Source organism: Kangiella sp. HZ709 (genome assembly GCF_009674675.1).
Classification (GTDB): domain Bacteria; phylum Pseudomonadota; class Gammaproteobacteria; order Enterobacterales; family Kangiellaceae; genus Kangiella.
In genome coordinates this window covers 625,724-647,169 of sequence record NZ_WKJC01000001.1, presented here as the reverse complement: position 1 = coordinate 647,169, position 21,446 = coordinate 625,724, and the positions used below count along the sequence as shown (strand labels likewise).

Annotated in this window: 21 protein-coding genes; 11 read left to right on the top strand and 10 right to left on the bottom strand. The window is 39.1% G+C overall.

Annotated features, from left to right (window positions below):
- Window positions 1-38 precede the first annotated feature (38 nt).
- Together aroA and aroC are read left to right on the top strand one after the other, a co-directional pair.
- Window positions 39-1,316 carry a 3-phosphoshikimate 1-carboxyvinyltransferase gene (gene aroA / locus GJS41_RS02865; RefSeq protein WP_154245819.1) on the top strand — a complete coding sequence of 426 codons (1,278 nt, stop codon included), beginning with the start codon at window positions 39-41 and terminating at the stop codon, window positions 1,314-1,316.
- A 23-nt stretch (window positions 1,317-1,339) separates the two neighbouring features.
- A complete protein-coding gene (aroC, locus tag GJS41_RS02860; RefSeq protein ID WP_154245818.1) occupies window positions 1,340-2,440 on the top strand; it encodes a chorismate synthase in 1,101 nt (366 codons plus the stop codon).
- Here the strand turns inward: aroC and GJS41_RS02855 are convergent.
- The 4 genes from GJS41_RS02855 to arsC are packed head-to-tail and all read right to left on the bottom strand — an operon-like array spanning window position 2,437 to window position 4,025.
- A complete protein-coding gene (locus GJS41_RS02855; protein ID WP_154245817.1) occupies window positions 2,437-2,652 on the bottom strand; it encodes a hypothetical protein in 216 nt (71 codons plus the stop codon). The two genes, aroC and GJS41_RS02855, sit on opposite strands and share 4 nt — an antisense overlap.
- On the bottom strand, window positions 2,649-3,050 hold the full coding sequence (locus tag GJS41_RS02850) for a DUF2069 domain-containing protein (RefSeq protein WP_154245816.1): 402 nt from the start codon (window positions 3,048-3,050) through the stop codon (window positions 2,649-2,651). Before GJS41_RS02850 ends, GJS41_RS02855 begins: the two co-directional genes overlap by 4 nt.
- Before the next feature lie 11 nt (window positions 3,051-3,061).
- Window positions 3,062-3,655: an NAD(P)H:quinone oxidoreductase gene (gene wrbA / locus GJS41_RS02845; protein WP_154245815.1), complete on the bottom strand. Its 594-nt coding sequence runs from the start codon at window positions 3,653-3,655 to the stop codon at window positions 3,062-3,064.
- 16 nt (window positions 3,656-3,671) lie between these two features.
- Entirely contained in the window at window positions 3,672-4,025 is a 354-nt protein-coding gene (gene arsC / locus GJS41_RS02840) for an arsenate reductase (glutaredoxin) (RefSeq protein WP_154245814.1), read from the bottom strand.
- Window positions 4,026-4,093: 68 nt separating this feature from the next.
- Between arsC and GJS41_RS02835 the strand changes: the two genes are divergently transcribed.
- Complete coding sequence (locus tag GJS41_RS02835; protein WP_154245813.1) at window positions 4,094-5,281, top strand: YihY family inner membrane protein; 1,188 nt, start codon at window positions 4,094-4,096, stop codon at window positions 5,279-5,281.
- 23 nt (window positions 5,282-5,304) lie between these two features.
- On the opposite strand, the gene GJS41_RS02830 is transcribed toward GJS41_RS02835, so the two are convergent.
- Window positions 5,305-6,879, bottom strand: coding sequence for a hypothetical protein (locus GJS41_RS02830; protein ID WP_154245812.1), 1,575 nt, complete (start codon window positions 6,877-6,879; stop codon window positions 5,305-5,307).
- Between the two features lie 141 nt (window positions 6,880-7,020).
- On the opposite strand from GJS41_RS02830, the gene GJS41_RS02825 reads away from it, so the two are divergent.
- On the top strand, window positions 7,021-7,503 hold the full coding sequence (locus GJS41_RS02825) for a TlpA disulfide reductase family protein (protein WP_154245811.1): 483 nt from the start codon (window positions 7,021-7,023) through the stop codon (window positions 7,501-7,503).
- A 6-nt stretch (window positions 7,504-7,509) separates the two neighbouring features.
- On the opposite strand, the gene GJS41_RS02820 is transcribed toward GJS41_RS02825, so the two are convergent.
- Complete coding sequence (locus tag GJS41_RS02820; RefSeq protein WP_154245810.1) at window positions 7,510-8,964, bottom strand: M48 family metalloprotease; 1,455 nt, start codon at window positions 8,962-8,964, stop codon at window positions 7,510-7,512.
- A gap of 269 nt (window positions 8,965-9,233) precedes the next feature.
- Between GJS41_RS02820 and GJS41_RS02815 the strand changes: the two genes are divergently transcribed.
- The gene (locus GJS41_RS02815) at window positions 9,234-10,328 is read left to right on the top strand and encodes an AI-2E family transporter (protein WP_154245809.1); all 1,095 of its coding nucleotides are present in this window, start codon (window positions 9,234-9,236) and stop codon (window positions 10,326-10,328) included.
- Window positions 10,329-10,449: 121 nt separating this feature from the next.
- Here GJS41_RS02815 and GJS41_RS02810 read toward each other — a convergent pair whose 3' ends face one another.
- Window positions 10,450-11,874, bottom strand: a complete 1,425-nt coding sequence (locus GJS41_RS02810) for a PhoH family protein (RefSeq protein WP_154245808.1) — start codon at window positions 11,872-11,874, stop codon at window positions 10,450-10,452.
- An 86-nt stretch (window positions 11,875-11,960) separates the two neighbouring features.
- Complete coding sequence (locus tag GJS41_RS02805; RefSeq protein ID WP_370515606.1) at window positions 11,961-12,431, bottom strand: peroxiredoxin; 471 nt, start codon at window positions 12,429-12,431, stop codon at window positions 11,961-11,963.
- Window positions 12,432-12,687: 256 nt separating this feature from the next.
- Between GJS41_RS02805 and dapA the strand changes: the two genes are divergently transcribed.
- The 3 genes from dapA (at window position 12,688) to GJS41_RS02790 (ending at window position 15,475) form a co-directional block, all read left to right on the top strand.
- Window positions 12,688-13,572, top strand: a complete 885-nt coding sequence (gene dapA / locus GJS41_RS02800) for a 4-hydroxy-tetrahydrodipicolinate synthase (RefSeq protein ID WP_154245807.1) — start codon at window positions 12,688-12,690, stop codon at window positions 13,570-13,572.
- A complete protein-coding gene (gene bamC, locus GJS41_RS02795) occupies window positions 13,556-14,635 on the top strand; it encodes an outer membrane protein assembly factor BamC (RefSeq protein WP_227551235.1) in 1,080 nt (359 codons plus the stop codon). The genes dapA and bamC overlap by 17 nt, the downstream gene beginning before the upstream one ends.
- A gap of 63 nt (window positions 14,636-14,698) precedes the next feature.
- Window positions 14,699-15,475: an MBL fold metallo-hydrolase gene (locus tag GJS41_RS02790; protein WP_154245806.1), complete on the top strand. Its 777-nt coding sequence runs from the start codon at window positions 14,699-14,701 to the stop codon at window positions 15,473-15,475.
- 23 nt (window positions 15,476-15,498) lie between these two features.
- Here the strand turns inward: GJS41_RS02790 and GJS41_RS02785 are convergent, their stop codons facing one another.
- Window positions 15,499-16,815 (bottom strand): sensor histidine kinase KdpD, encoded by a 1,317-nt coding sequence (locus GJS41_RS02785; RefSeq protein ID WP_154245805.1) that lies wholly within the window; start codon window positions 16,813-16,815, stop codon window positions 15,499-15,501.
- A gap of 26 nt (window positions 16,816-16,841) precedes the next feature.
- Window positions 16,842-17,531: a response regulator gene (locus GJS41_RS02780; RefSeq protein ID WP_154245804.1), complete on the bottom strand. Its 690-nt coding sequence runs from the start codon at window positions 17,529-17,531 to the stop codon at window positions 16,842-16,844.
- A gap of 154 nt (window positions 17,532-17,685) precedes the next feature.
- Between GJS41_RS02780 and GJS41_RS02775 the strand changes: the two genes are divergently transcribed.
- The 3 genes from GJS41_RS02775 (at window position 17,686) to GJS41_RS02765 (ending at window position 21,445) form a co-directional block, all read left to right on the top strand.
- Window positions 17,686-18,927, top strand: a complete 1,242-nt coding sequence (locus tag GJS41_RS02775) for a TonB family protein (RefSeq protein WP_154245803.1) — start codon at window positions 17,686-17,688, stop codon at window positions 18,925-18,927.
- 66 nt (window positions 18,928-18,993) lie between these two features.
- Window positions 18,994-20,103 (top strand): M14-type cytosolic carboxypeptidase, encoded by a 1,110-nt coding sequence (locus GJS41_RS02770; protein WP_154245802.1) that lies wholly within the window; start codon window positions 18,994-18,996, stop codon window positions 20,101-20,103.
- 10 nt (window positions 20,104-20,113) lie between these two features.
- Window positions 20,114-21,445 carry a saccharopine dehydrogenase C-terminal domain-containing protein gene (locus GJS41_RS02765; RefSeq protein ID WP_154245801.1) on the top strand — a complete coding sequence of 444 codons (1,332 nt, stop codon included), beginning with the start codon at window positions 20,114-20,116 and terminating at the stop codon, window positions 21,443-21,445.
- Window position 21,446: the final 1 nt, after the last annotated feature.

Sequence of the window (21,446 nt, the reverse complement as noted above, 5' to 3'; positions counted from 1 at the left end):
AACATAACAAAAAAGCGACAGTAAAAGTAGGTGGGCACTTGGCAGCTAGGCAGCTAGTAAGCAGTAATATAACAAAACCAACGGTTTCTATAGCTGGTAGTAAGTACTTAGCTAACCGGTATATTGCTATTGCAGCTATTACTGATGGTACAACGGTTTTAAACAATGTTCCTGATAATGAAGATATTAGGGCGGCTTTAGCAGCCATTGGATCTCTAGGGGCCAAAGTAGAGCGCGTTAATGAGGTTATTCAAATTACAGGAATTAGTAATTTTAGCCCGCGACATAAGATACAGCTCAATTGTCAGGACAGTGGAACTTTAAGTCGCTTTATCACGGCAGTCGCCGCAACTATTGAAGCAAAAGTGATTGTTGATGCTAGCGAACAGATGCGCTCCAGACCGATGCAGGAAATCATAGATTCATTATCAGAGCTAGGGGTTAAGGTTGAGTCAAACAGTGGTTATCTACCGATAGAGTTGTCTGGGCCAATAGCCGGCGGAAACTGTCAGTTAGATGCTTCACGTTCTAGTCAATTTTTAAGCGGCTTATTGATAGCAGCTTTCAAAGCCAATAAAAACACTTTGATTCAACTGAAGTCCAACCCTGTTTCTGAAAGCTATATTGAATTAACTTTAAAAGCGATAGAAAAATTTTCAGGTAAAGTTGAACGCTTATCTGAGCGAGAGTTTTTAATCGAACATTCACAAGCATTACAAGCTCCTACCATAAATGTTGCTAGTGATGTGGTTTCCTGCAGTTATTTTATGGCGGCAGCTTTAATTGCTGAAACGACAATTCAAATTAAAAATTATGACTTTGACTCGGTACAGGGCGAGGCAAAATTCCCACAAGTATTAGAGGCGATGGGTGCAGAAGTTAAGCGTCAAGGTGATGACTTAGTCGTTTCTTATACTAAGCCGTTAGAAGCAGTAACTGTTGCTATGGGTAATATGCCTGATGTAGTTCCAACGCTTGCGGTTATCGCAGCTTTTGCTAGTGGCGAAACTTATATTACTAATATTGCTCACTTGGCTTTTAAAGAATCCAATCGGATTGTGGATTTATGTGAGCAATTAAAGCGAGTCGGCGTTGAATGTGACTATGGTGAAGATTTTATAAAGATTATGGGTAATGCAAAATTATCCGCGGCAAAGGTTTCAAGTTGTCACGATCACCGGTTAGCGATGTCATTAGCATTGCTGGGAATAAAAGTCCCAGGAATTATAATCGAAGACGCGCAAGCAGTAGAAAAATCATTTCCACACTATTGGCAATACCTTGAACAGATTGGTATTGTCACAAAAGAAATTTAAATTAACTATTAAGAGAAGCATTCATGGCAGGCGATAGTTTCGGAAAATTATTTAAAGTTACTAACTGGGGTGAGTCACATGGCAAGGCTATCGGCGTTGTGGTTGAAGGCTGTCCGGCGGGTTTAGAGCTTACCGAACAAGATATTCAGCCTTTTTTGGATAAGCGTCGTCCGGGGCAAAGTAAAATTACCACTCGTCGCGATGAAAAAGATCAAGTTAAGATTTTATCGGGGACTGTTAATGGGATCACTACAGGAACTCCAATCAGTTTAATGATTGAAAACCAAGATCAAAAATCCAAAGATTATTCAGAAATGGCTAAAATTTATCGTCCTAGTCATGCTGATTTTACTTACCAAGAAAAATACGGAATTCGTGATGTTGCGGGTGGCGGAAGAAGTTCAGCCAGAATTACTGCAGGGCATGTGGCTGCTGGCGCAATTGCCCAGAAAATCTTAACTAAAGCATTAGGTACGGATATTGTCGGTTACGTTAAGTCAGTGAATGACTTGATTTTAGATATAGACTCATCACAAATAGATCCCGCGAACATAGAACAAACGGCGGTGCGTTGCCCTGATTTAGATCTTGCTGCACAAATGATAGAGCGTATTGAAAAAGCCCGAAAGTCTGGTGACTCTTTAGGTGGCGTGGTTGAGTGTCGAATTAATTCAGTCCCCGTTGGCTTAGGCGAGCCGGTATTCGATAAGCTTGAAGCTGATTTAGCTAAAGCTATGATGGCGATTAATGCTAGCAAGGGCTTTGAGATTGGTTCTGGCTTTGCCGGAACACTCGAAACAGGAACTAATCACAATGATGTTTTTATTAATCAAGATGGCAAAGTAAAAACAAAAACCAACAATTCCGGCGGTGTATTAGGCGGAATTTCTAACGGCATGCCCATTGTGTTTCGAGTTGCGTTTAAGCCAACGCCCACTATTATTAAAGAACAAGCTACAGTGAACACCCAAGGTGAAGAAACTGTTTTTCATGGAAGAGGCCGACATGATCCTTGCGTCTTACCAAGAGCAGTGCCCATTGTAGAAGCCATGGCAGCGTTAGTTTTATGTGATCATTTTTTGAGGTTTAGGGCTTATAAGGGATTGTTTGATATAAAACTTTAATACCCATAAAACTCGGGATTTTTCAGCAACGCATTCACTGTTTCTTTAGCTTGCTCTTTCGTCAGGAAAGTTTCCATTAGAATGTGTATCATGGCTTTTGCATCTTTAGCTATTACTGCTTTGTCCCACTCATCAAGTAGTCCGCAAACTCCTAATCTTTCATTCACAGTCATCCCTTTTAATTCTAATTTTAGATGCTCAAATTTTTTCATTCTATCCCTTTAACCTTCTTAGCCTCTGCATTAGTTTTAATCCCTTGTGATAATGCGTATTGTTTTATATAACTCATAGAGGTTAAGAAGTAGATGATGGATAAAACCACAATGCTAACTGACCAAAAGAGTTTATCGGGTTCGATAATGTAGTAAAAGGCGTAGAAGAAGGGCAGTAGGATAATAAATCCGGTCCAGCCATAGGTGTAGGTTTTGCCTTTAAACATTCCTGGTAGCGCTATGGTTAAGGGTAACCACCAGAGTATTAATGAAGTCGCTTTGAAAGCCATATGTTGGTGATTAAGCCAAATAAAGATCGGTAATGCTATAACGATGGCCAGGTACGAAGCTACGGCAATTAAACGAGCTCTTAGCGCTTTTTTAAGGTGAATATTCATATGAGTCACTTTTAAGGTTTTAGCTTGAGAGCTATTTCGGCAATTCGCTTGCCTTGTGCAATGCACAGTTTCTTTTCGTCATCACTAATTGCATTTTTACTATCGCCGCCTGCCACATGAGATGCTCCATAAGGGGTGCCGCCCGTTGTCGTGCTCAGCAGTTCAGTTTCTGAATAAGGAATGCCTGTAATCACCATGCCATGATGCAATAAAGGAATCATCATGGTCATTAAAGTGGTTTCTTGACCACCATGTAATGAGCCTGTAGAGGTAAAGACCGACGCTGGCTTGCCGATTAAGGCGCCAGAAAGCCACTGGGCAGACGTCTGATCGAGAAAGTATTTAAGTGGTGCCGCCATATTGCCAAAGCGAGTAGGGCTACCTAGCACTAAACCGTCGCAATTTTGTAATTCTTCGATAGAGATATAGGGATCGCCATCTTGTGGGATATCATCAGAAGTAGCTTCATGATCAGCGCTAATTTCTGGAACAGTGCGCAATAAAGCTTCGCAGCCATCAACTTTTTCGATTCCACGGGCAACTAACCGTGCCATTTGCCGGGTATTGCCATGACGTGAATAATATAAAACTAAAATTTTGCTCAAGTGAGATTCCTATAATTTATTTTAAAAGCTCAAGAACATTTTCTGGCGGACGGCCAACAGCAGCTTTATCTTTGGTGAAGACGATAGGGCGCTCAATCACTTTTGGATATTCCACCATCAAGGCAATTTGCTGCTCTTTGGTTAGCGATTCGTCATTTAGTCCCGCTTCTTTATATTCAGCTTCTTTTTTACGCATAATATCGCGGGGCTCAACACCTAGTAATTTAAGAATAGTTTTAATTTTATTTTTACTCGGTGCATCTTTTAAATATTCGATAATTGTTGGCTCAACACCATTTTCTTGTAAAAGTGCCAATGTTTGACGTGATTTCGAGCAGCGAGGATTATGTAAGATATTGAATTCACTCATGACTTTTTAGCTTGTCCTATGATTTAATAGTTAAAAATCTTATGGGGCTATTTTAGGCGCAAATGAGCATGGAAAAAAGGTGGCAATGGCTAAAAGCTTTCACAAAGTTCGTATTTAGCCAATTTAATCTGAAAAAAGGCACAGCAATGGCATCTGAGCTGACATTAAATAACATGTTGGCGCTAGTACCCTTAATGACAGTGGCGGTTAGTTTGATGGCGGTTTTTCCTGCTTTTGAAGGATTAAACAGTCAAGTTCAAGAGTTAATCTTTAAAAACCTACTCCCTGAGAAGGGCTTGGCAGTTCAAGAGTACTTGAATGATTACGTTTCTAAGTCGAAGAATCTTTCTGCGATTGGGTTTATTTTCTTATTTATTACAGCATTATTATTAATGCGATCGATTGATAAATCGATTAATACCATTTGGGAAACGACCAATAAACGCCAAGGGATTCATAAGTGGTTAGCTTATTGGGCTATGTTAACTATGGCGCCAATCTTAATTGGAGCTAGCTTATTGGCTTCATCCTCGTTCGCCGCTTTGCCTGTATTTGATAAAATTAGTGGTATATTAAGCATTGGCTTGCCTTTTATCCTTATCGTATTCGCATTTACCGCCTTATATACCATTACGCCTTACAGTCGGGTTAGCTTTAAAAAAGCTTTATTGGCTTCTTCAATCACTGCCGTTTTGTTTGAAGTTGCCAAATATGGCTTTGCCATTTTCGTTACCAAGTTTTCTACATACGAAGTTATTTATGGTGCCATTACTGCCATTCCTTTATTTTTCCTTTGGGTCTTTTTATCTTGGGTGATCTTACTGTTTGGTGCAGTAATTTGTTATGCATTGCATCGCTTTGATGTCAGTTATAAGCGTTCGCAAGATCCCTTTATTTCGGCTTTACAAGTGGCACAGTTTTTTGCCAAAGCACAAAAAGCAGAGTTTACGGTTAATTTATCATTGTTAAAAAAAGAGTTTCCAATGATGCACGAGCAAACCATTTTTAACGTGGTTGATAAGCTGATCGAGTTAAGTTTTGTCGCCAAGCTTGAGGACGAAGCTTATTGCCTAACAGTGAATGGCGAAGATTTAACTATTGCCGATATCTATCGAAGAGGGGATTGGCGTTTACCTAACAGTCAAGAAACAGCTAATAGCGGTGATGTTTTAATTGCTAGGGTTGAGTCTGCAAATTTGCATTTAGATCAAGAGTTAAGCGTGCCTTTGTTGAAAGGTGTGGCCGATAAGAAGTAAAGAAGTTTAATAAAAGTCTTCAATTAAAATCTAGCGCCATAAATACTGATTTTCGAATTGGTTTCTAATAAATGCGTTAAATGTAGCTCTCTAGCTTCATTTTGCATATTGATTTGGATTATTTTGTGACCACCAATTAGGTTTTTTGCGGTAATCAAAAATGGATTTGATTGATCAAAAGGCCTGACTAGCAATACTTCGTGCGAAATGGTTCTGTCTTGCTTGCTTTTAGTAAGGTATTCAACAAACTCAAGATTGCCATGAATATATTCCAAACCGATACTAGTACCTCGACGGGTACCCGTTTGTAGCCAACGGGAGATGGCTAGTTGCCATTGTTTCTGTGGTTTCTTATTAATGTAACGCTTGAGTATAACTAGGTTACCAATATAAAGTTCTTCAACTTGCTTACTTTTATTTTGTAAACAAATACCACCTTCACTATGGTTCACCGCAAGCCAATTAAACGGGGCTTTGTATTTATCACCAATCACGTCTTTTAATTTTGATACAGAGTTTATTGAGCTTTCTGAAGCTGCTTCATGATTTAAAATCTGCTTGATTGCAGGTAATCCCCAAACAGTATCGACTTGAGTCATTAGCGGGTATCGGCTGTGTTCTCGATCTTTATAGGTATCACAGTATTCGTAGATACGCTTAAGTAAAATTAAAGCATTAGAAGCTTCTATACCCTGATAAAAACCTTCAGCCGGCAGTTTACCCTTGGCTTCGTACTCGGCAATTTGACTTTCAATATTTTCAAGCAATGAATTAGTTAATAAAAGCCTAATTAGCTCATCGTTGTCGTAGTCATTATCATCATGAGCAATGTGCGGTTTGTCGTTATCGGACAAATCAATAACAAAACAACGAGTAGGACTATATTTTTTAAGATTTGCAGTCACTTCCGCTAGGTTTGAGTGATATGCAAGATATTTAAATATTTGCCAATGTTGATTGTCTTCCACATGGTAGGGATCAATCACAGACATTAAACAGCTACGGGCGTAGCTTTGGCGAATGGTCTGACAAGGTTCTAAAGCGTCCGGTAAAGTTTTGGATAATTTCTTATCAGAAAAACCTGATTTTTCAGCATATTCATAGAGTAAATGTAATTCACGCCAAATATAACTGGGAATAGGCTGGTACAGTTGATATTGCTCTATAAGCATAATACCAAGATAGTGCTGGGCATAATTGATAGCTTCAGCTAAACGATTCTTGCGCATTAAAAATTTTTGTTCAGTCAGCTCATCTATTAACCGTTTGTAGCCAAAGGCCATTTCGGTAGAGAGCTTATGCAGAGCTTTATATTGATCTTTATCGACAAAAGCTTTGTGCCTATCATGCTGTTCACGCATATGACGGCTTAAGGTTAAATAGCCTTGACTAATAATTTCTAAGTTCTTTTCACGATGGGCTAATTTTTGCTGGCAACGATTTAGGGTACTAATTGTACGGGTAAGTTCATTTAAGGTTTGAGTGGTTTCAACGTAGGCGAGTTGGTCAAGCCATGCCTGAGTTTCTTTAGGGTCCGTTTCGGTAATAAATTCTTGCCCACTTTGAAATGATGGGAAAGTTAACTTCAGTGAATCCATGATCGTCCTTAATATTAACTAATATTCATTCAAGAGGAATATTGGCTCTTTGTTGCCACATAATAAAGCTTTATAATGCCTTATAAATTTTAATATTGCCACAATAAACGAGGCTTTTTTTAAAGCTAAGCCACTGATTTTATGATTATTTATTCAAAAGTTAAAAACAAGCTATTTATTCTTTTAACCATTATCTTGCTAGCAGCCTGTCAGCCAGTAAATCAGTTTCAGTTGCTTTCAGGAGAAGGTAAGTCGCTGGATGATTATAAAGGCCAATGGCTGTTGGTCAATTTTTATGCTGAGTGGTGCCCGCCATGTATAAAAGAAATACCTGAACTGAATGCTTTGAATAAGAGTGGAGTGCAGGTTTTGGCGGTAAGCTACGATAAATTAAGCAATCAACAGCTTGCTGCACAAAAAGCAAAGTATAATATGCAATATCCTATGCTGGCCAGCGAACCGATGCCTTACTTACCAATGGAGCGACCAACTGGGTTACCTGCTAATTATTTATTTACGCCTCAAGGGCAGATGATAGGCCCCTTATTGGGCACTCAAACGAAAGAGTCTTTGCTGGAAATTATCCGGAAAGTTGAGAATTCAGTGGTGAATACTCAGAACTAGTTAAAATCAACTTCTGCGGTTTTTATTTTCAATTAATTCACGAAGCTTTTGCCGTACATTTTGTAGTCGAGCTTGAATTCGGGTTTGCGCATAAGGATCTTCTGAAAAGTGTCCAAGCGCTAATTCAAAGTGTTTTTTTGCATTCTTATATTGACCAACAAGAACCATATATTGCCCAGTAGTTTCATGCATTTCAGGGATATGATTCGACTCTTGCTGAGATTTTGCTAGTGCAAAAAGATAGTTAGGATTGGTTTTGTTTAAGTCGGCATAGCGGAGTAATAGGCTTTCTGCTTTTTGTGGCTGCTGCATTGACATATAAGCATTGGCGGTGGCTAATACTAACTTAGTATTACCAGGGTTTCGGTGTAATTGTTGCTGTAACAATGGTAGCGCAGCTTTGCTAGAGTTATTAGCTAAATGCGCTTCGGATAAACTGTAAAGCACAATATGATTATTAGGCATCTTTTGATATAGCTTGTCGAGTATGTTTATGGCTTTTTGATTGTTGCCACGTGATTTTAGTAACTCGGCATATTGATACTGATCAGCTATACTTGATTCGGGTTTATTGGCTTTGCTCTTAAACTGAGAAAAGTAAACTTCGTTACTTTGATTTTCTAGACTCTTGATCCGAGCTTTTACTAGTTGATAATCAATAGAGCTTTGATGTTCTACATTAGGATAAAGTCTAGCGCGTCTTTCAGCATCATTCTTGCGGTTTTCTGAAAGGGGATGGGTCAATAAAATCTCAGGAGGCTTACGGACATAACGCGATTGCCTTGAAAGTGTTTCAAAAAAATCAGCTGCAGCCCTAACATCAAAGCCAGCGCCTGATAACATTGCAATCCCAATTCGGTCTGCTTCTTTTTCATTATCTCGGGTGTGAGAAATAATAGATTGTTGACTAGCTGCCTGAGTAGCGGACAAAGCGCCAACTCCTGCGTCCGGATTTTGCGTGGCAACCAAAATAGCACCGATAGAAGCTAAAATAGTAGGTAGAGAAATTTGGTTTTGTTTTTCTAAACGTCTAGCCAAATGTCTTTGTGTGACATGCGCCACCTCATGTCCTAAAACAGAAGCAAGTTCACTTTCGCTTCGTGAAGCAGTGATTAAGCCTGAATGAATACCAATATAACCGCCAGGAAGGGCAAAAGCGTTGATGCTTGCTTCTTGAATGATAAAGAAGCGAAAGCTTCGCCCCAAAGCGTCTGGATTGGCGGCCACTAATCGATAACCTATTTGTTGAATATAATCATTTACCAATGGATCTTGCATTAAAAAGCGGCTCCCACGAATTTGCGACATGATTTGATCGCCGATTTGTTGCTCTTTTGCAATGGATAATGTCGCACCAGCAGCTTCGCCCAGTTTTGGTAATTGATTACCAACTTGAGCGCTCAGCCCTAAGGCGAAGCACAAGCAACTGATGGAACTAATTTTGATTAATGTTTTCAACATACTTTTAAGCACGATTTTAATGGCTAGAATAGTTAATTTAGGAACTCTTTACTTAACACTTCAATTTATTGGATGAGACTTTAACTCAATCATTACACTATATGATGGTGCTGAATCATAAAAAGTTCAAATAGTCTTTTGTATAAATAGGTAAATGTGTGAAAGTATATTGAAGTATTTGTTCAAAAATAGATTTTTTACTATTCATTCAATACTGCTATTCACTATAATCATTAACGAAAATGTAAAAACCATTATTAGTAGCACTTATGACATCAATCTTTACTCGCTGGTTTAAGCGTAATTTTTCGAGCCCAGCAACCATAGTCCTGTCTATGTTGTTGTTGTTAGGTTTTGTTTTTATTTTAACGCTTGGCGAGATTTTGGCGCCGATCTTATGGGCTCTTGTGATCGCTTATTTACTTGAATGGGTGGTGACCGCCATTGAAAAGCGTGGGGTGAAGCGTATTTGGGCGGTATTAGGAGTCTTCATAGGTTTTATTACAGTGACGCTTCTCATTGTTTTAGGGCTAGTTCCGCTTATTTGGAAACAAGGAAGCTTATTAGTCTCTGAGTTGCCAAGCATTGGCGCAAAAGCAAAACAAGCAATTTTAGAGCTTCCGCAGAAGTATCCCAACGTGGTCTCTTCGGAACAGGTGAATGATATTCTTACCAATGTAGGAACTGAGCTAGGAGCCATTGGACAAGGCCTATTGTCGGCCTCAGTTTCTTCTTTAGTTGGTGTTGCTAGCTTATTGATTTATATAGTATTAGTTCCTTTGTTAGTCTTCTTCTTCCTGAAAGATAGAAACCTTTTATTAGGTTGGTTTGGACAATGGTTACCAGAGGAGAGACAACTAGCTGAATCGGTTTGGAGTGAAGTCAATCGACAAATTGGTAACTATATTCGCGGCAAAGTGATGGAGATTATCATTGTTGGAACTGTCTCCTACATTACATTCGCCATCATGGGGCTAAATTACGCCTTGTTATTGGGTGTATTAGTCGGTTTTTCAGTATTGATACCTTATGTTGGCGCGGCTCTTGTCACTATTCCGGTATTGTTGATAGGCTTTTTCCAGTGGGGTTTTAGTCAACCGTTTTATATTCTGACCATTGCCTATTTCATTATTCAAATTTTAGACGGCAATGTATTGGTTCCGTTATTGTTCTCTGAAGCTGTAAGCTTGCACCCGGTAGCTATTATTGGTGCTATTTTATTGTTTGGTGGTTTATGGGGCTTTTGGGGCGTATTTTTTGCCATTCCCTTGGCCATTTTGGTGAATGCGGTACTGGATGCAGTAAAAGGGCATAGAGAGGGGCAAGATGAGTCTGCGTCCAATGAAGAAACAAAAACGATATAACTTTATTTTATCGTTCTAAAGTATCGTTAAATTATTTAACTGTTTCTAACGCAACATCGTTCACCAAACATACATACGTCATAAGCATTTACGCTGATGATCTCTAATTGTGAGAGATAGATCATAAAATATCCGAAGCAAAATCGGCTAATCTCGAACGCTCACCACGTTGTAAAGTGATATGGCCGGCATGCCCCCAGTTTTTAAATCTATCCACCACATAAGTAATGCCGGAAGTGGTTTCAGTGAGGTAGGGCGTATCAATTTGTGCAACGTTACCCATGCAGACTACTTTTGTGCCTGGTCCTGCTCGAGTAATCAGAGTTTTCATTTGCTTTGAAGTTAAATTTTGCGCTTCATCGATAATGATAATTTTATTCAAGAAGGTTCTGCCGCGCATAAAGTTCAGTGACCGAACTTTTACCCACTTACGCAATAGATCATGAGTTGCAGCAGCCCCCCATTCGTCATTATCTGATGGCGCTAATACCTCTAGGTTATCCATTAAGGCGCCCATCCAAGGAGTCATTTTTTCTTCTTCGGTTCCGGGTAAAAAACCTATGTCTTCGCCAACCGAAACCGTGACTCGAGTGACAATGATTTCTTTGTATCGCTTTAACTCAATCGCTTGCTCTAGTGCTGCCGCTAAAGCCAACAGCGTTTTACCAGTACCAGCAGGGCCTTGCAGAGTGACAAAATCTATTTCAGGATCCATCAAAAGATTTAAAGCGTAACTTTGCTCACGGTTTCTGGCGGTGATGCCCCAAACATTATGACTATCGGTGCGATAATCAGTAAGCAGCTCAATAAGGGCAGTGGGTTCACCAGCATCATCATTTTCAAAAGAGCGGACGATGGCTTCAAAATGATCGGCGTCATGATACAGGCATTGATTGGTGAACCAATCTTCAATCAGCGGCCCTTTGATACGATAATAGGTATGGCCATCTTCCTGCCACGAGTCCATATCACGGCTATGGTTGTCCCAAAAATCATTGGGCAATTCGTAATAGCCAGTATGCAACTGTTCAACATCATCAAGTACCTTGTCGTTAAAGTAGTCTTCGGCATGGACTCCAACAATATTCGCTTTAATTCGCAAGTTAATATCTTTCGATACTAAAGTGACGGTTTTTTCGGGTTCTTTTTCTTGTAAGGCAAGAGCAACATTTAAAATAGTGTTATCAGCTTTAGAGCTTGGTAAAGAGTCTGGCAGGCGATCCGTGTGTTCTCTGATTTGGAAGTAGATTTTTCCGTGCTTAGTGATATCGCCAATTTGCGGTAAAGCGCCTAGATGAATACCATTGACCATAGGATCTTCGCCATCTTCTGCAGAGGACATTAAATCATCTATATAACGGGAAACTTGTCTAACGTTACGAGCGGTCTCGGACAGACCTTTTTTTCCGGCGTCCAGTTCTTCAAGGACCACCATAGGGATTAAAATATCGTGTTCTTCAAAACGGAAAAGAGCGGTTGGATCGTGCATTAAAACGTTGGTGTCGAGTACAAATAATCTATTACCATCGATTTTCTTTCTTACCATTCTTTATCCTCTTTGTGTTATAGCTAATTATCTGAGTTAGGTTTTGTAAGTTAAAAAAAAGCCCGCACTTAAAGAGCGGGCTTTTATTATAATTTTTTTACAGCTTCAAGTACCTCATCAACATGTCCTTTAACTTTTACCTTGCGCCATTCAGCCTGCAGTTTTGAAGCGCTATCAATAAGAAAAGTGCTTCGTTCAATGCCCATATATTCTTTGCCATACATTTTTTTCAATTTAATGACGTCATACGCATTACACATTTCTTCGTCTGCATCGGAAAGTAAATCAAAAGGAAATTCTTGTTTCTTTTTGAAGTTTTCATGAACTCGAACACTGTCTCGCGAAACACCTAAAATAACTGTATTGAGCTGTTGGAATTCGCTATGCAGATCGCGGAAATTTTGCCCTTCAGTAGTGCAACCTGGAGTGTTGTCTTTTGGGTAGAAATAGATAACAAGGTTTTTACCTTTGAAATCGCTTAGAGACAGCATTTGGTCGCCAGTAGCTGGCAGAGAAAAATTTGGGGCTTTGTTTTTAAGTTTTATAGTTTGAGGCACGTGTTAGTTCTTTTGTGTAAAATTTATCTTAGCAATTTGGTAATGGTATCCATGTTCTTAATTGCTTACCTGTACGTTTTTTGCACGATCGCTAATGAAAAACATAATTTAACTCTACGTCAGAAAAAAATAGATAGCAAGTGGTAAATTTTTAATGACTAAAACCAACAATAGCCACTATTTAAGCTTGTTTTTAAAGGCTTGCATCGATACCATATCTTGCTTATTAATGAGCCTAAGTTTACCGAGTGCCAAAATGAAGTTAAGCGGTAGTATAGTTGCGATTGTGACACCAATGAAAAGCGATCAAAGTATTGATCTAAATGCATTGCGTAAACTATGCGATTGGCATATCGAACAAGGTACCAATGGTATAGTAGTCATGGGAACGACAGGCGAGTCTGCTACCGTCTCAGAAAGTGACTACCTAACGGCAATTAAGACAACGGTTCAACAGGTTAATTCCAGAGTTCCTGTGATTGCAGGTAGTGGTGCGATTGGCACTGACAAAACTATTAGTTTGAGCAATAAAGCTGCGGCTTTAGGTGTAGATGCTGTGCTGGTGGTGACTCCATATTACTGTAAGCCCTCACAATCTGGCCTATATCAGCATTATATCGCGGTCGCTGATGCAGCCAAAGTGCCTGTGGTTTTATATAATGTGCCTGGTCGAACCGCCTGCGATTTGTTACCAGAAACCGTGGCTAAGCTTTCAGAGCATCGCAATATCGTTGCTATCAAAGAAGCAACGGGTAATGTTTCAAGAGTTAAGGAACTTATTGCTAAGTGTAAGACTCCAATCCAGTTATTAAGTGGTGACGATGCCACGGCTCGCGAGTTTATAAAAGAGGGTGGTGATGGCGTTATATCGGTGACGGCAAACGTGGCACCAGCTTTAATGAGTGAAATGTGTCAGTTAACTTTGGATGCTAATCACAAGCAAGCGCAGATAGTTGATCAAAAACTTGAGTTATTACATAGAGATTTATTCTTGGAAGCAAACCCAATACCCGTTAAGTGGGCAATGTATGTGATGGGATTGATAGGTGATACTATCAAGTTACCATTGACCCCTTTAGAAAATAATTTTCAACCTGCTATTTTAAAAGCATTGGAACAAGCAAATGTTAAAACACAATAAAAAATACCTTCTGTTGTCTATAGCCCTTGGGAGTAATTTAATGTTATCTGGCTGTAGTTGGTTTTCAGCTAATGACGGTCGCGAAGATATTGATGACAGCTATTTAAATAGCAAGCAAGGCAAGGAGCTTCAAATACCAGCTAATGCAGACGAAATTATCCAAAACGATAATTTTCAAATTCCTGAAGGTGCGGTGATAGTTAATCGACAAGCCAAAGGTAATCTTTTAAATTTAGAACCACCTCAATTGTTGCTCACTAGTGGTGACGGTGTTCGTGAAGATACTGATGCGAGCTATCCAACGGTTTGGTTACGTGCTCAATCTAGCGAACTAAAATCGTTATTAGATGGTTTTGTAGAAGCCAATAATCTTAATGTTGAGTCCGTTTCTAACGATGCTTTAGTGACAGACTGGTTGTCGGATGAGGAAGAAGGGCTTGGTGAAGGTCTCGGTTCTTATAATATCGATGACCAGCGCCATAAGTTTTCACTAAACTTGATTGCTGAAAATGCGAATGAATTTGCTATTCAAGCTATTCATCTAACTAGTCAGCAAGAAATTGATGGGAGTTGGAAAGATGTCAGTACATCTAATCGCGTGGCCAGACAATTTCTGAATCAATTTATTGGTTATTACGACGGTGTGCGTAACCGTCAAGCGCGTGCCCGAATTCTAGCAGAAGGTATCATTGAGACTCGCTTAGGAACGAATTCAAGAGGTTCAATTGCAATTGTTTCGGATAGAGATTTTCAAGCAATTTGGCAGCAAACCCCTGCCGTTTTAGAATCATTGAATTTGCCTATTATTGATAGGGACCAATCGCAAGGTTTGTTCTTCTTTAAAGTTGCAGAAAACTCTGGTTTTTGGAATTCGTTATTTGGAAAAAATACTGACTCTCGGGTTGATATGTTGCCTGGAAACTATCGTATTTTAGTTGAAACGTTAGCGAATGGTGGTAGCAGTATAAGTTTCCAAGATGAGGAAGGGCAGAAGCTGTCACCAAATTTGGTAGGTAAAATTTACCCTGAATTTAAAGCTGCTTTTCGTAAAAAAGAACTCTAATTAATTCTAATACCTAAATCGCTAAGCTGTGACTAATAGTAGCTTAGCGGTATTCTCCCTAGCATGAATAAAACTGTATTTAAGGTTGCTTCTTTAGGTTCTGGCTCAAAAGGAAATGGCACACTAGTTTCAGCAGGCAGCACTAATCTATTAATTGATTGCGGCTTTACGGTAAAAGAAACTTTAAAGAGATTTGCAGCATTAGAGTTTTCGCCTCAATCTCTGAGTGCGATTTTAGTCACTCATGAACATCAAGATCACATTAAAGGTGCTGGAGCCTTAAGTCGCCGATTTAACATTCCTGTATTTACCACTCAAGGTACTTTTCTAAGTGGCAAAATAGGAGAGTGTGATTTTCGCGCAATTAGTCCTTTCCAGCATTTTTCTATTGATAAACTAATGGTAGAAGCGTTTTCAGTTCCACATGATGCGCGAGAGCCTTGCCAATTTGTTCTGCAATATAACGATAAGCGTTTGGCAGTGGTTAGTGATTTAGGTTCTATAACTCAACCAATCATTGAGAAAATGCAGAGCTGCCATGCTTTGTTACTTGAAATGAATCATGATTATGAAATGCTTATGACAGGTGTTTACCCTATGTCTTTAAAGCGTCGAGTAGGTGGAAAGCTTGGTCATCTGAATAACCAGCAATCTATCGAACTACTCAAACAACTGGATTTTGACCGGTTAGAGTTGATGGTTGCTACCCACTTAAGTGAGCAGAATAACTGCCCTAGAATAGTAGAGAGCTTATTAGCAGAAACTTTTGAAAATAAGGCAATTGTCTACAAAGTGGCTAATCAAGAACAAGGACTAGATTGGATAGAGTTAGCTACTTGAATTTCAAGGACTTAAAATTGTATTTATGGCGAAATCTTAAAAGGAACTTTAAGATGGAAGTCCGCCCCACCAAGTAAGCCACTATCTTTTACTTCAATTTTTCCTTGATGTCTATTGGCGATACCCCAAACAATGGCTAAGCCCAGGCCAGCGCCTCCTGAGTCTCTGCTTCGACTGTGATCTAAGCGGGTAAATGGTTCAAAAATACGGTCACGTTTGCCAGGCGGAACTCCATTGCCATCATCGGCAACACTAATCACTAGATGAGTTTGGTTGGTTTTCACTGAAACTAAAACTTTTGAAAAACTAAACTTAGCCGCATTTCTAATTAAGTTTAATAAGGCTCGTTCGATAAGTTTTTGATCTAAAAAACATTCAATGCTTGTTTGTTCCTCTGTTTCTATATTGAAAATTTTTGTAGGGTACAAAGGAGAAACTTTGTTGATGACAGCTTCTATCAGCTCAATCATATTGAAATAGTTAGGGCTTAAAGATTGTTGGCCATCTTTTAACCTTGAATAATCAAGAACTTCTTTAACTAACGCATCTAACTCTTCCAAAGATTCTTCTATATCAACTTTTAATTGCTCTGATTTTTGCGGTTTTTGTCCTGCCGTCAATAAGTCAACCGCCATACTAATACGCGCCATGGGGCTTCTAAACTCATGCGCAACGGCATGCATTAGGTCTCTTTGATTGCGAAGATTCTTTCTATGCTCGCTTTGCAATAAGGATATCTTTGAGGCGATTTCAGGAGTATTAGTAGCAACATTTTCAAACACATCATCCTGTTTATCTAAATAGATGCTGGAAGCGACTTGATTTATTGCTTGGTTGGCTTTTGAAAACTTAGAACGCAAATAGCTTAAGCCTGTCCATAAACAGGCACCATTAAACAAAAGTAATAATAATAAATAAGCAAAACCATCTTTGAGCTTAACATCATCATAAGTAGCTTCATATGGGCCTAGAACTAAGTAATTTTGCTCATTTAATTTTAGAATTCCAACAGGGCCTTCTTCATACTCCATAAAAACTTTGTAACGTTCTTTGAGCAGTTTTTCTGAGATATCTTCTGATAACTCTAACTCTGAAGGGCGCTTTTGGTTAATGCTTCGGTTTAAGTCGAAACTAGCTCTGTCTACAATAGCTTTAGAAAAACGGTACTCGTTAGATGCCATTCGCAAGTTCAGGTCAAGTAGATCCCCCCGAATTTCTTGCTGGCTGGTTCTATAGTCCACATTACTAGACCAAGGGAAGTACACATAAAATAATAAAATACCTGCGATGGCATTGACTAAAGCAAGCGCAAACAAGAATATCGTAAATTGCTTTTTCATTAGGCGATACTCTTTATGGGTAGATTTTACTGGGCAAGAAGGTAACCCTGACCGCGGATGGTTTTGATGATGTAGGGGGTTTTGGGGTCATCCCCCAATTTTTTGCGTAACCTAGAAATTCGTAAATCAATGCTTCTATCCAGGCCGTCATACTCTAGGCGGAAGGTTTTTTGATGTAACTCTTCACGACTAATGATTTTTCCTGATTGTTCTGCGAGTAGCCAAAGTAAGTTGTATTCTGCGGTGGTTAAGTGAACGTCTTTACCAGAAATCTTAACCGAACGACTTTTAGGATCAATTGACACTAGGCCCACTTGGACTTCTGAAGATTCGACCTGATTAGAGTCGTATTGTTCTACGCGTCTTAATAAAGCACGCAAATGAGCCAGTAGAACTCTAGGTTTAGTCGGCTTAGTGAGGTAATCATCGGCTCCGGTTTCTAACCCAACCACTTCATCAATGTCATTATCCATCGCCGTTAGCATCAAAATAGGACCCTGATAGAATTCGCGTACTTGGCGGCATACCACCAGCCCATCAACGCCTGGCAACATGACATCTAAGATAATGGCAAGCGGAGGAGAGGTTCTGACATATTCTATCGCATCCGCTCCATTATCAATGATCTTAACTTTAAAATCATTGATCTCAAGAAAATCAGCGGTGAGCTCGGCTAATTTGCGGTCATCTTCTACTAGCAATACAGTGTTTGACATATTCTTATATTTTTAAAGTTTAATGTACATTTAAAAGCTATTAAAAACAGTAGCTTGAAGCTGATGATATATTACTTGCAATTAAAGGTATAGACCTTAAAATGAGTTATGCAAATTTATATAACCTTAATAGAAATACTCAATTAATTACATAATGAATAAAATATTATCTTTTAGCTTATCGGTTTTTTTGTTTTTGGCACTGCTACCATCGTCACTTCATTCAGCTGCAACTATCACCGTAGGCTCAGTGACATTGCAACTTAATGGCATTGCTATTCAAAGCGAGCTGCGCAGTGATTGGTTTATTAATGCTCTATATCTGAGTGAAAAAAGCACAGACTCCCAATCTATATTGACCGATGTTAGCCCTAAACGTATGGAAATGAAAGTTTTGGCAGATACTTTATCTGGCAGACGTTTAAAAAGGTTTTGGGTTGAGCGTATAAGAAGTAATAACCAACCGAGTGAAGTTTTAGCTTTGGCTAAGCAAGTTCGAGATTTTGCCAATGTAATGGGCCAAAACTTAGAAGCAAATGATGTGATAGCGATTGATTTTGTTCCAGGACAAGCTACTCGAGTAACCATTAATGGTTCGGTAAATGCAAACTTATCTCCTGACTTATTCAATATGGTGTTAAAGAGTTGGGTGGGTGATTTACCGCCGTCAAATGAATTTAAAGAAGCGATCTTAGGACAAACTAACTTTGATACACTTCTTACTCGTTACCAAGCTATACAGCCTACAGAAGCCAGAATCGCAGCATTTGATAAAAAGTTGCAAGAGCAGATTGCTTTGCAACAACAAAAGGAAGAAGAGGCTCGATTAGCTGAAGAACGTAAAATAGCCCAAGAAAAAGCTGCAGAAGAAGCGCGTCAACGCCAAGTAGAACTTGCCAAAGAAGAAGAAAAACAATCTCAATTGGCAGCACAAGCCAAGGCGCAAGAAGCCGAGAAAGAAAAACAAAGGTTAGCTGAGGAGGCTAGAATCGCTGAAGAAGCGGCAAACAAACCTCCCGTAGTCGAAATTCCAGCGGGTCCTTCTCCTGAAGAGATAGCAGCAATCAAAACTAGTTATACGAATGCAATAAAAAGACACTACACTCCTCAGTTTGAGTATCCTATAAGAGCTTTAATGAAGCGTTATGGAAACTCCGTATTTAGCCGCCCTAAAAAAGGTCGTACGCACGGAGTTGTGGAGATTAATATAGAAGTTGATCGCGATGGCGATTTGGTTAGCGGCGGCGTTACTCGTTCTTCTGGTGAGAAAATATTGGATGAGGCGGTTCAAAAAGCTTTGTTTGATTCGGTACCATTTCCAGCTATGCCGTCAGAGCTAGAAGATGAAACTTTCAGCACAGTACTTTCTATTGATATTCCAGCTCCAAGCACCTAACAGAGCATACCATTATTACAAAGGGGCTAATTAGCCCCTTTAGTTTATTAAAAAGAGAAAATTCAAATGCACATTAATCAAAACTTTGATAGTGGAAATATAATAGTTAAATCCATTCAGGAAAATTCAGTTCAGCTAGAAATTCGCGATGATACAAACTCAGAATTTAAGCAGTGGTTTCATTTTAATGCTAATGCTGAAGTAGGTAGTGATATTAGATTTTCGATTTTAAATGCTGCTGATTGCTCCTATGAAAAAGGCTGGGAAAATTACCAAGTAGCAGCTTCTTACGACGGTGATTATTGGTTTCGTGTAGAAACTAACTACGAAAATAAACAGTTAGTTTTTTCTCATAAGTTTGAAACTAATAGTGTTTATTTTGCTTATTTTGCTCCTTATAGCTATCAACGTCATCAAAAACTGATTCACTCAGCACAATGTGAAGCTAATTGCTCACATCTAGTGTTAGGTGAAACCGTTGAAGGTCGGAATATTGACTTGCTATTAATAGGTGACTCAGCAAAGAAGCCAATTTGGATTACTGCCCGTCAACACCCTGGTGAAACTATGGCAGAATGGTGCGCAGAAGGCATGATTGAGCAATTGCTTGATGAAGATAATGCGATAGCACAAAAACTGCTGAGGTCTTATTGCTTCTATATTATTCCAAATATGAACCCTGATGGTTCTGTGCATGGCAATTTACGTTCTAATTTTGCTGGAGCAAACCTCAATCGAGAATGGCAAGAGCCGTCTAAAGAGAAAAGCCCTGAAGTTTTTTATGTTCGTGGAATGATGCAAAAAACAGGTGTGGAAGCTTATTTGGATTTACATGGAGATGAAGGCTTGCCCTATGTTTTTGTGGCAGGAAGCGAGGGCAACCCTAGTTATACAGAGACAATCAAACACTTAGAAACGAGTTTCTCAGATAACCTAAAAGCTATAAACCCTGATTTCCAGACAGAGTTTGGCTATCCTAAAGACGAGCCTGGTCAATCCAATTTAACCATTGCCAGTAATTGGGTAGGTGAGAACTTTGACTGTTTAGCTTTAACTTTAGAAATGCCATTTAAAGATAATGCTAATTTGCCGAACAAAGAAACAGGTTGGTCTCCATCACGCAGTTATATGCTTGGAGGCTCATTATTAGCGGCACTTTACCAAACTTTAAATTAAAGAATTTATTATGAAGAAAATTTTAGTATTAGGTGCTGGTTTTGTTGCAGGACCATTAGTTGAATTTCTAAAACGACGCGCGGAAAATGATATTACCGTAGCGAGCTATTTATTGTCAGAAGCGGAAGAATTGGCCAGAAATTTTAATTCTGTTAAATCAATTCAGCTGGATGTGTCTAATCAATCTCTAGTGCAAGAAGCTCTAGATGGCTTTGATTTAGTAGTGAGCTTAGTGCCTGCACCTTTTCATCCAACTATTGCAAAGGCTGCTATTCAGGCTCAAGTTAATATGATTACTGCAAGTTATGAATCAGAAGAGATGAAGAATCTTGCCAAGGATATTAAAGAAGCCGGTATAACTGTTTTGAACGAAATAGGCTTAGATCCTGGCATCGATCACTTATCCGCAATGCAAATCATCGACCAGGCCCATAACAAAGGTGAAAACATTTCTAGCTTTGTTTCATGGTGTGGCGGTCTTCCGGCGCCTGAGTCTAATAATAATCCATTAGGCTATAAATTTTCTTGGGCACCTCGAGGTGTTTTAATGGCTTTGTTAAATGAAGCTAAATATTTAAACAATAACAATCCAATTACTATTTCTTCAGATAAGCTGATGAGTTGGACTAAACCTTTAAGCATTGCGGGTCTAGAACTAGAAGGTTACCCAAATCGTGAGTCAGTAAGTTACAAACAGGTTTATGGCATCGAAGAAGCAAAAACCATTTTAAGAGGAACTTTAAGGTATCAAGGTTTTAGTGAAATTATTCAAGCTGCACATAAACTTGGATTGCTTTCTTTAAATATTATTGAAGTACGAGAGCAATCGTGGAGTGATTTTTTAGTAACTATTAATGATGGTGCTTCTATAGAGAGTTTGCAAAAATCAATTAGTCAAAAAGCTTTTGCGGCACTTGAATGGCTTGACTGTTTTTCTGACAAGGTGATCACAGTAAAAACAACTCCAATGGATGTTTTCTGTGAGTTGCTAGTTGAGAAATTGCAGTATTTAGATAATGAAAGCGATATGGTGATCCTGCAGCATAAATTTGTCATAGAAAAAGAGTCAGGTGAAGAATATTATATTAGCTCAACCTTAAGGACAGAGGGTGATGCTTCAGGATATTCAGCGATGTCAAAAACGGTAGGCTATCCAGTTGCTATTGCTAGCCAACTGATGTTAGATGGTCTATATAGTCGCCAAGGTTTGCAACTGCCTGTAACTAAAGATATTTACGAGCCAATATTAGCGCAATTAAGTCAAGAGGGAATTATTTGTGAGGAGAAAGTTTTTGCACCAAATCAAGTCAGCAAAGAGGCTTTTCTTTCAGAGTTGATGTAAA

What these genes read in the sequence shown, in the direction of transcription:
- dapA (WP_154245807.1), top strand. Translation starts at nt 12,688, where the DNA reads ATGAAGTTAAGCGGTAGTATAGTTGCGATTGTGACACCAATGAAAAGC.
- GJS41_RS02770 (WP_154245802.1), top strand. Translation starts at nt 18,994, where the DNA reads ATGCACATTAATCAAAACTTTGATAGTGGAAATATAATAGTTAAATCC.
- GJS41_RS02775 (WP_154245803.1), top strand. Translation starts at nt 17,686, where the DNA reads ATGAATAAAATATTATCTTTTAGCTTATCGGTTTTTTTGTTTTTGGCA.
- GJS41_RS02810 (WP_154245808.1), bottom strand. Translation starts at nt 11,874, where the DNA reads ATGGTAAGAAAGAAAATCGATGGTAATAGATTATTTGTACTCGACACC.
- GJS41_RS02850 (WP_154245816.1), bottom strand. Translation starts at nt 3,050, where the DNA reads ATGAATATTCACCTTAAAAAAGCGCTAAGAGCTCGTTTAATTGCCGTA.
- GJS41_RS02785 (WP_154245805.1), bottom strand. Translation starts at nt 16,815, where the DNA reads ATGAAAAAGCAATTTACGATATTCTTGTTTGCGCTTGCTTTAGTCAAT.
- GJS41_RS02765 (WP_154245801.1), top strand. Translation starts at nt 20,114, where the DNA reads ATGAAGAAAATTTTAGTATTAGGTGCTGGTTTTGTTGCAGGACCATTA.
- GJS41_RS02835 (WP_154245813.1), top strand. Translation starts at nt 4,094, where the DNA reads ATGGAAAAAAGGTGGCAATGGCTAAAAGCTTTCACAAAGTTCGTATTT.
- GJS41_RS02825 (WP_154245811.1), top strand. Translation starts at nt 7,021, where the DNA reads ATGATTATTTATTCAAAAGTTAAAAACAAGCTATTTATTCTTTTAACC.
- aroC (WP_154245818.1), top strand. Translation starts at nt 1,340, where the DNA reads ATGGCAGGCGATAGTTTCGGAAAATTATTTAAAGTTACTAACTGGGGT.
- GJS41_RS02820 (WP_154245810.1), bottom strand. Translation starts at nt 8,964, where the DNA reads ATGTTGAAAACATTAATCAAAATTAGTTCCATCAGTTGCTTGTGCTTC.
- GJS41_RS02790 (WP_154245806.1), top strand. Translation starts at nt 14,699, where the DNA reads ATGAATAAAACTGTATTTAAGGTTGCTTCTTTAGGTTCTGGCTCAAAA.
- GJS41_RS02780 (WP_154245804.1), bottom strand. Translation starts at nt 17,531, where the DNA reads ATGTCAAACACTGTATTGCTAGTAGAAGATGACCGCAAATTAGCCGAG.
- GJS41_RS02815 (WP_154245809.1), top strand. Translation starts at nt 9,234, where the DNA reads ATGACATCAATCTTTACTCGCTGGTTTAAGCGTAATTTTTCGAGCCCA.
- bamC (WP_227551235.1), top strand. Translation starts at nt 13,556, where the DNA reads ATGTTAAAACACAATAAAAAATACCTTCTGTTGTCTATAGCCCTTGGG.
- GJS41_RS02855 (WP_154245817.1), bottom strand. Translation starts at nt 2,652, where the DNA reads ATGAAAAAATTTGAGCATCTAAAATTAGAATTAAAAGGGATGACTGTG.
- arsC (WP_154245814.1), bottom strand. Translation starts at nt 4,025, where the DNA reads ATGAGTGAATTCAATATCTTACATAATCCTCGCTGCTCGAAATCACGT.
- GJS41_RS02830 (WP_154245812.1), bottom strand. Translation starts at nt 6,879, where the DNA reads ATGGATTCACTGAAGTTAACTTTCCCATCATTTCAAAGTGGGCAAGAA.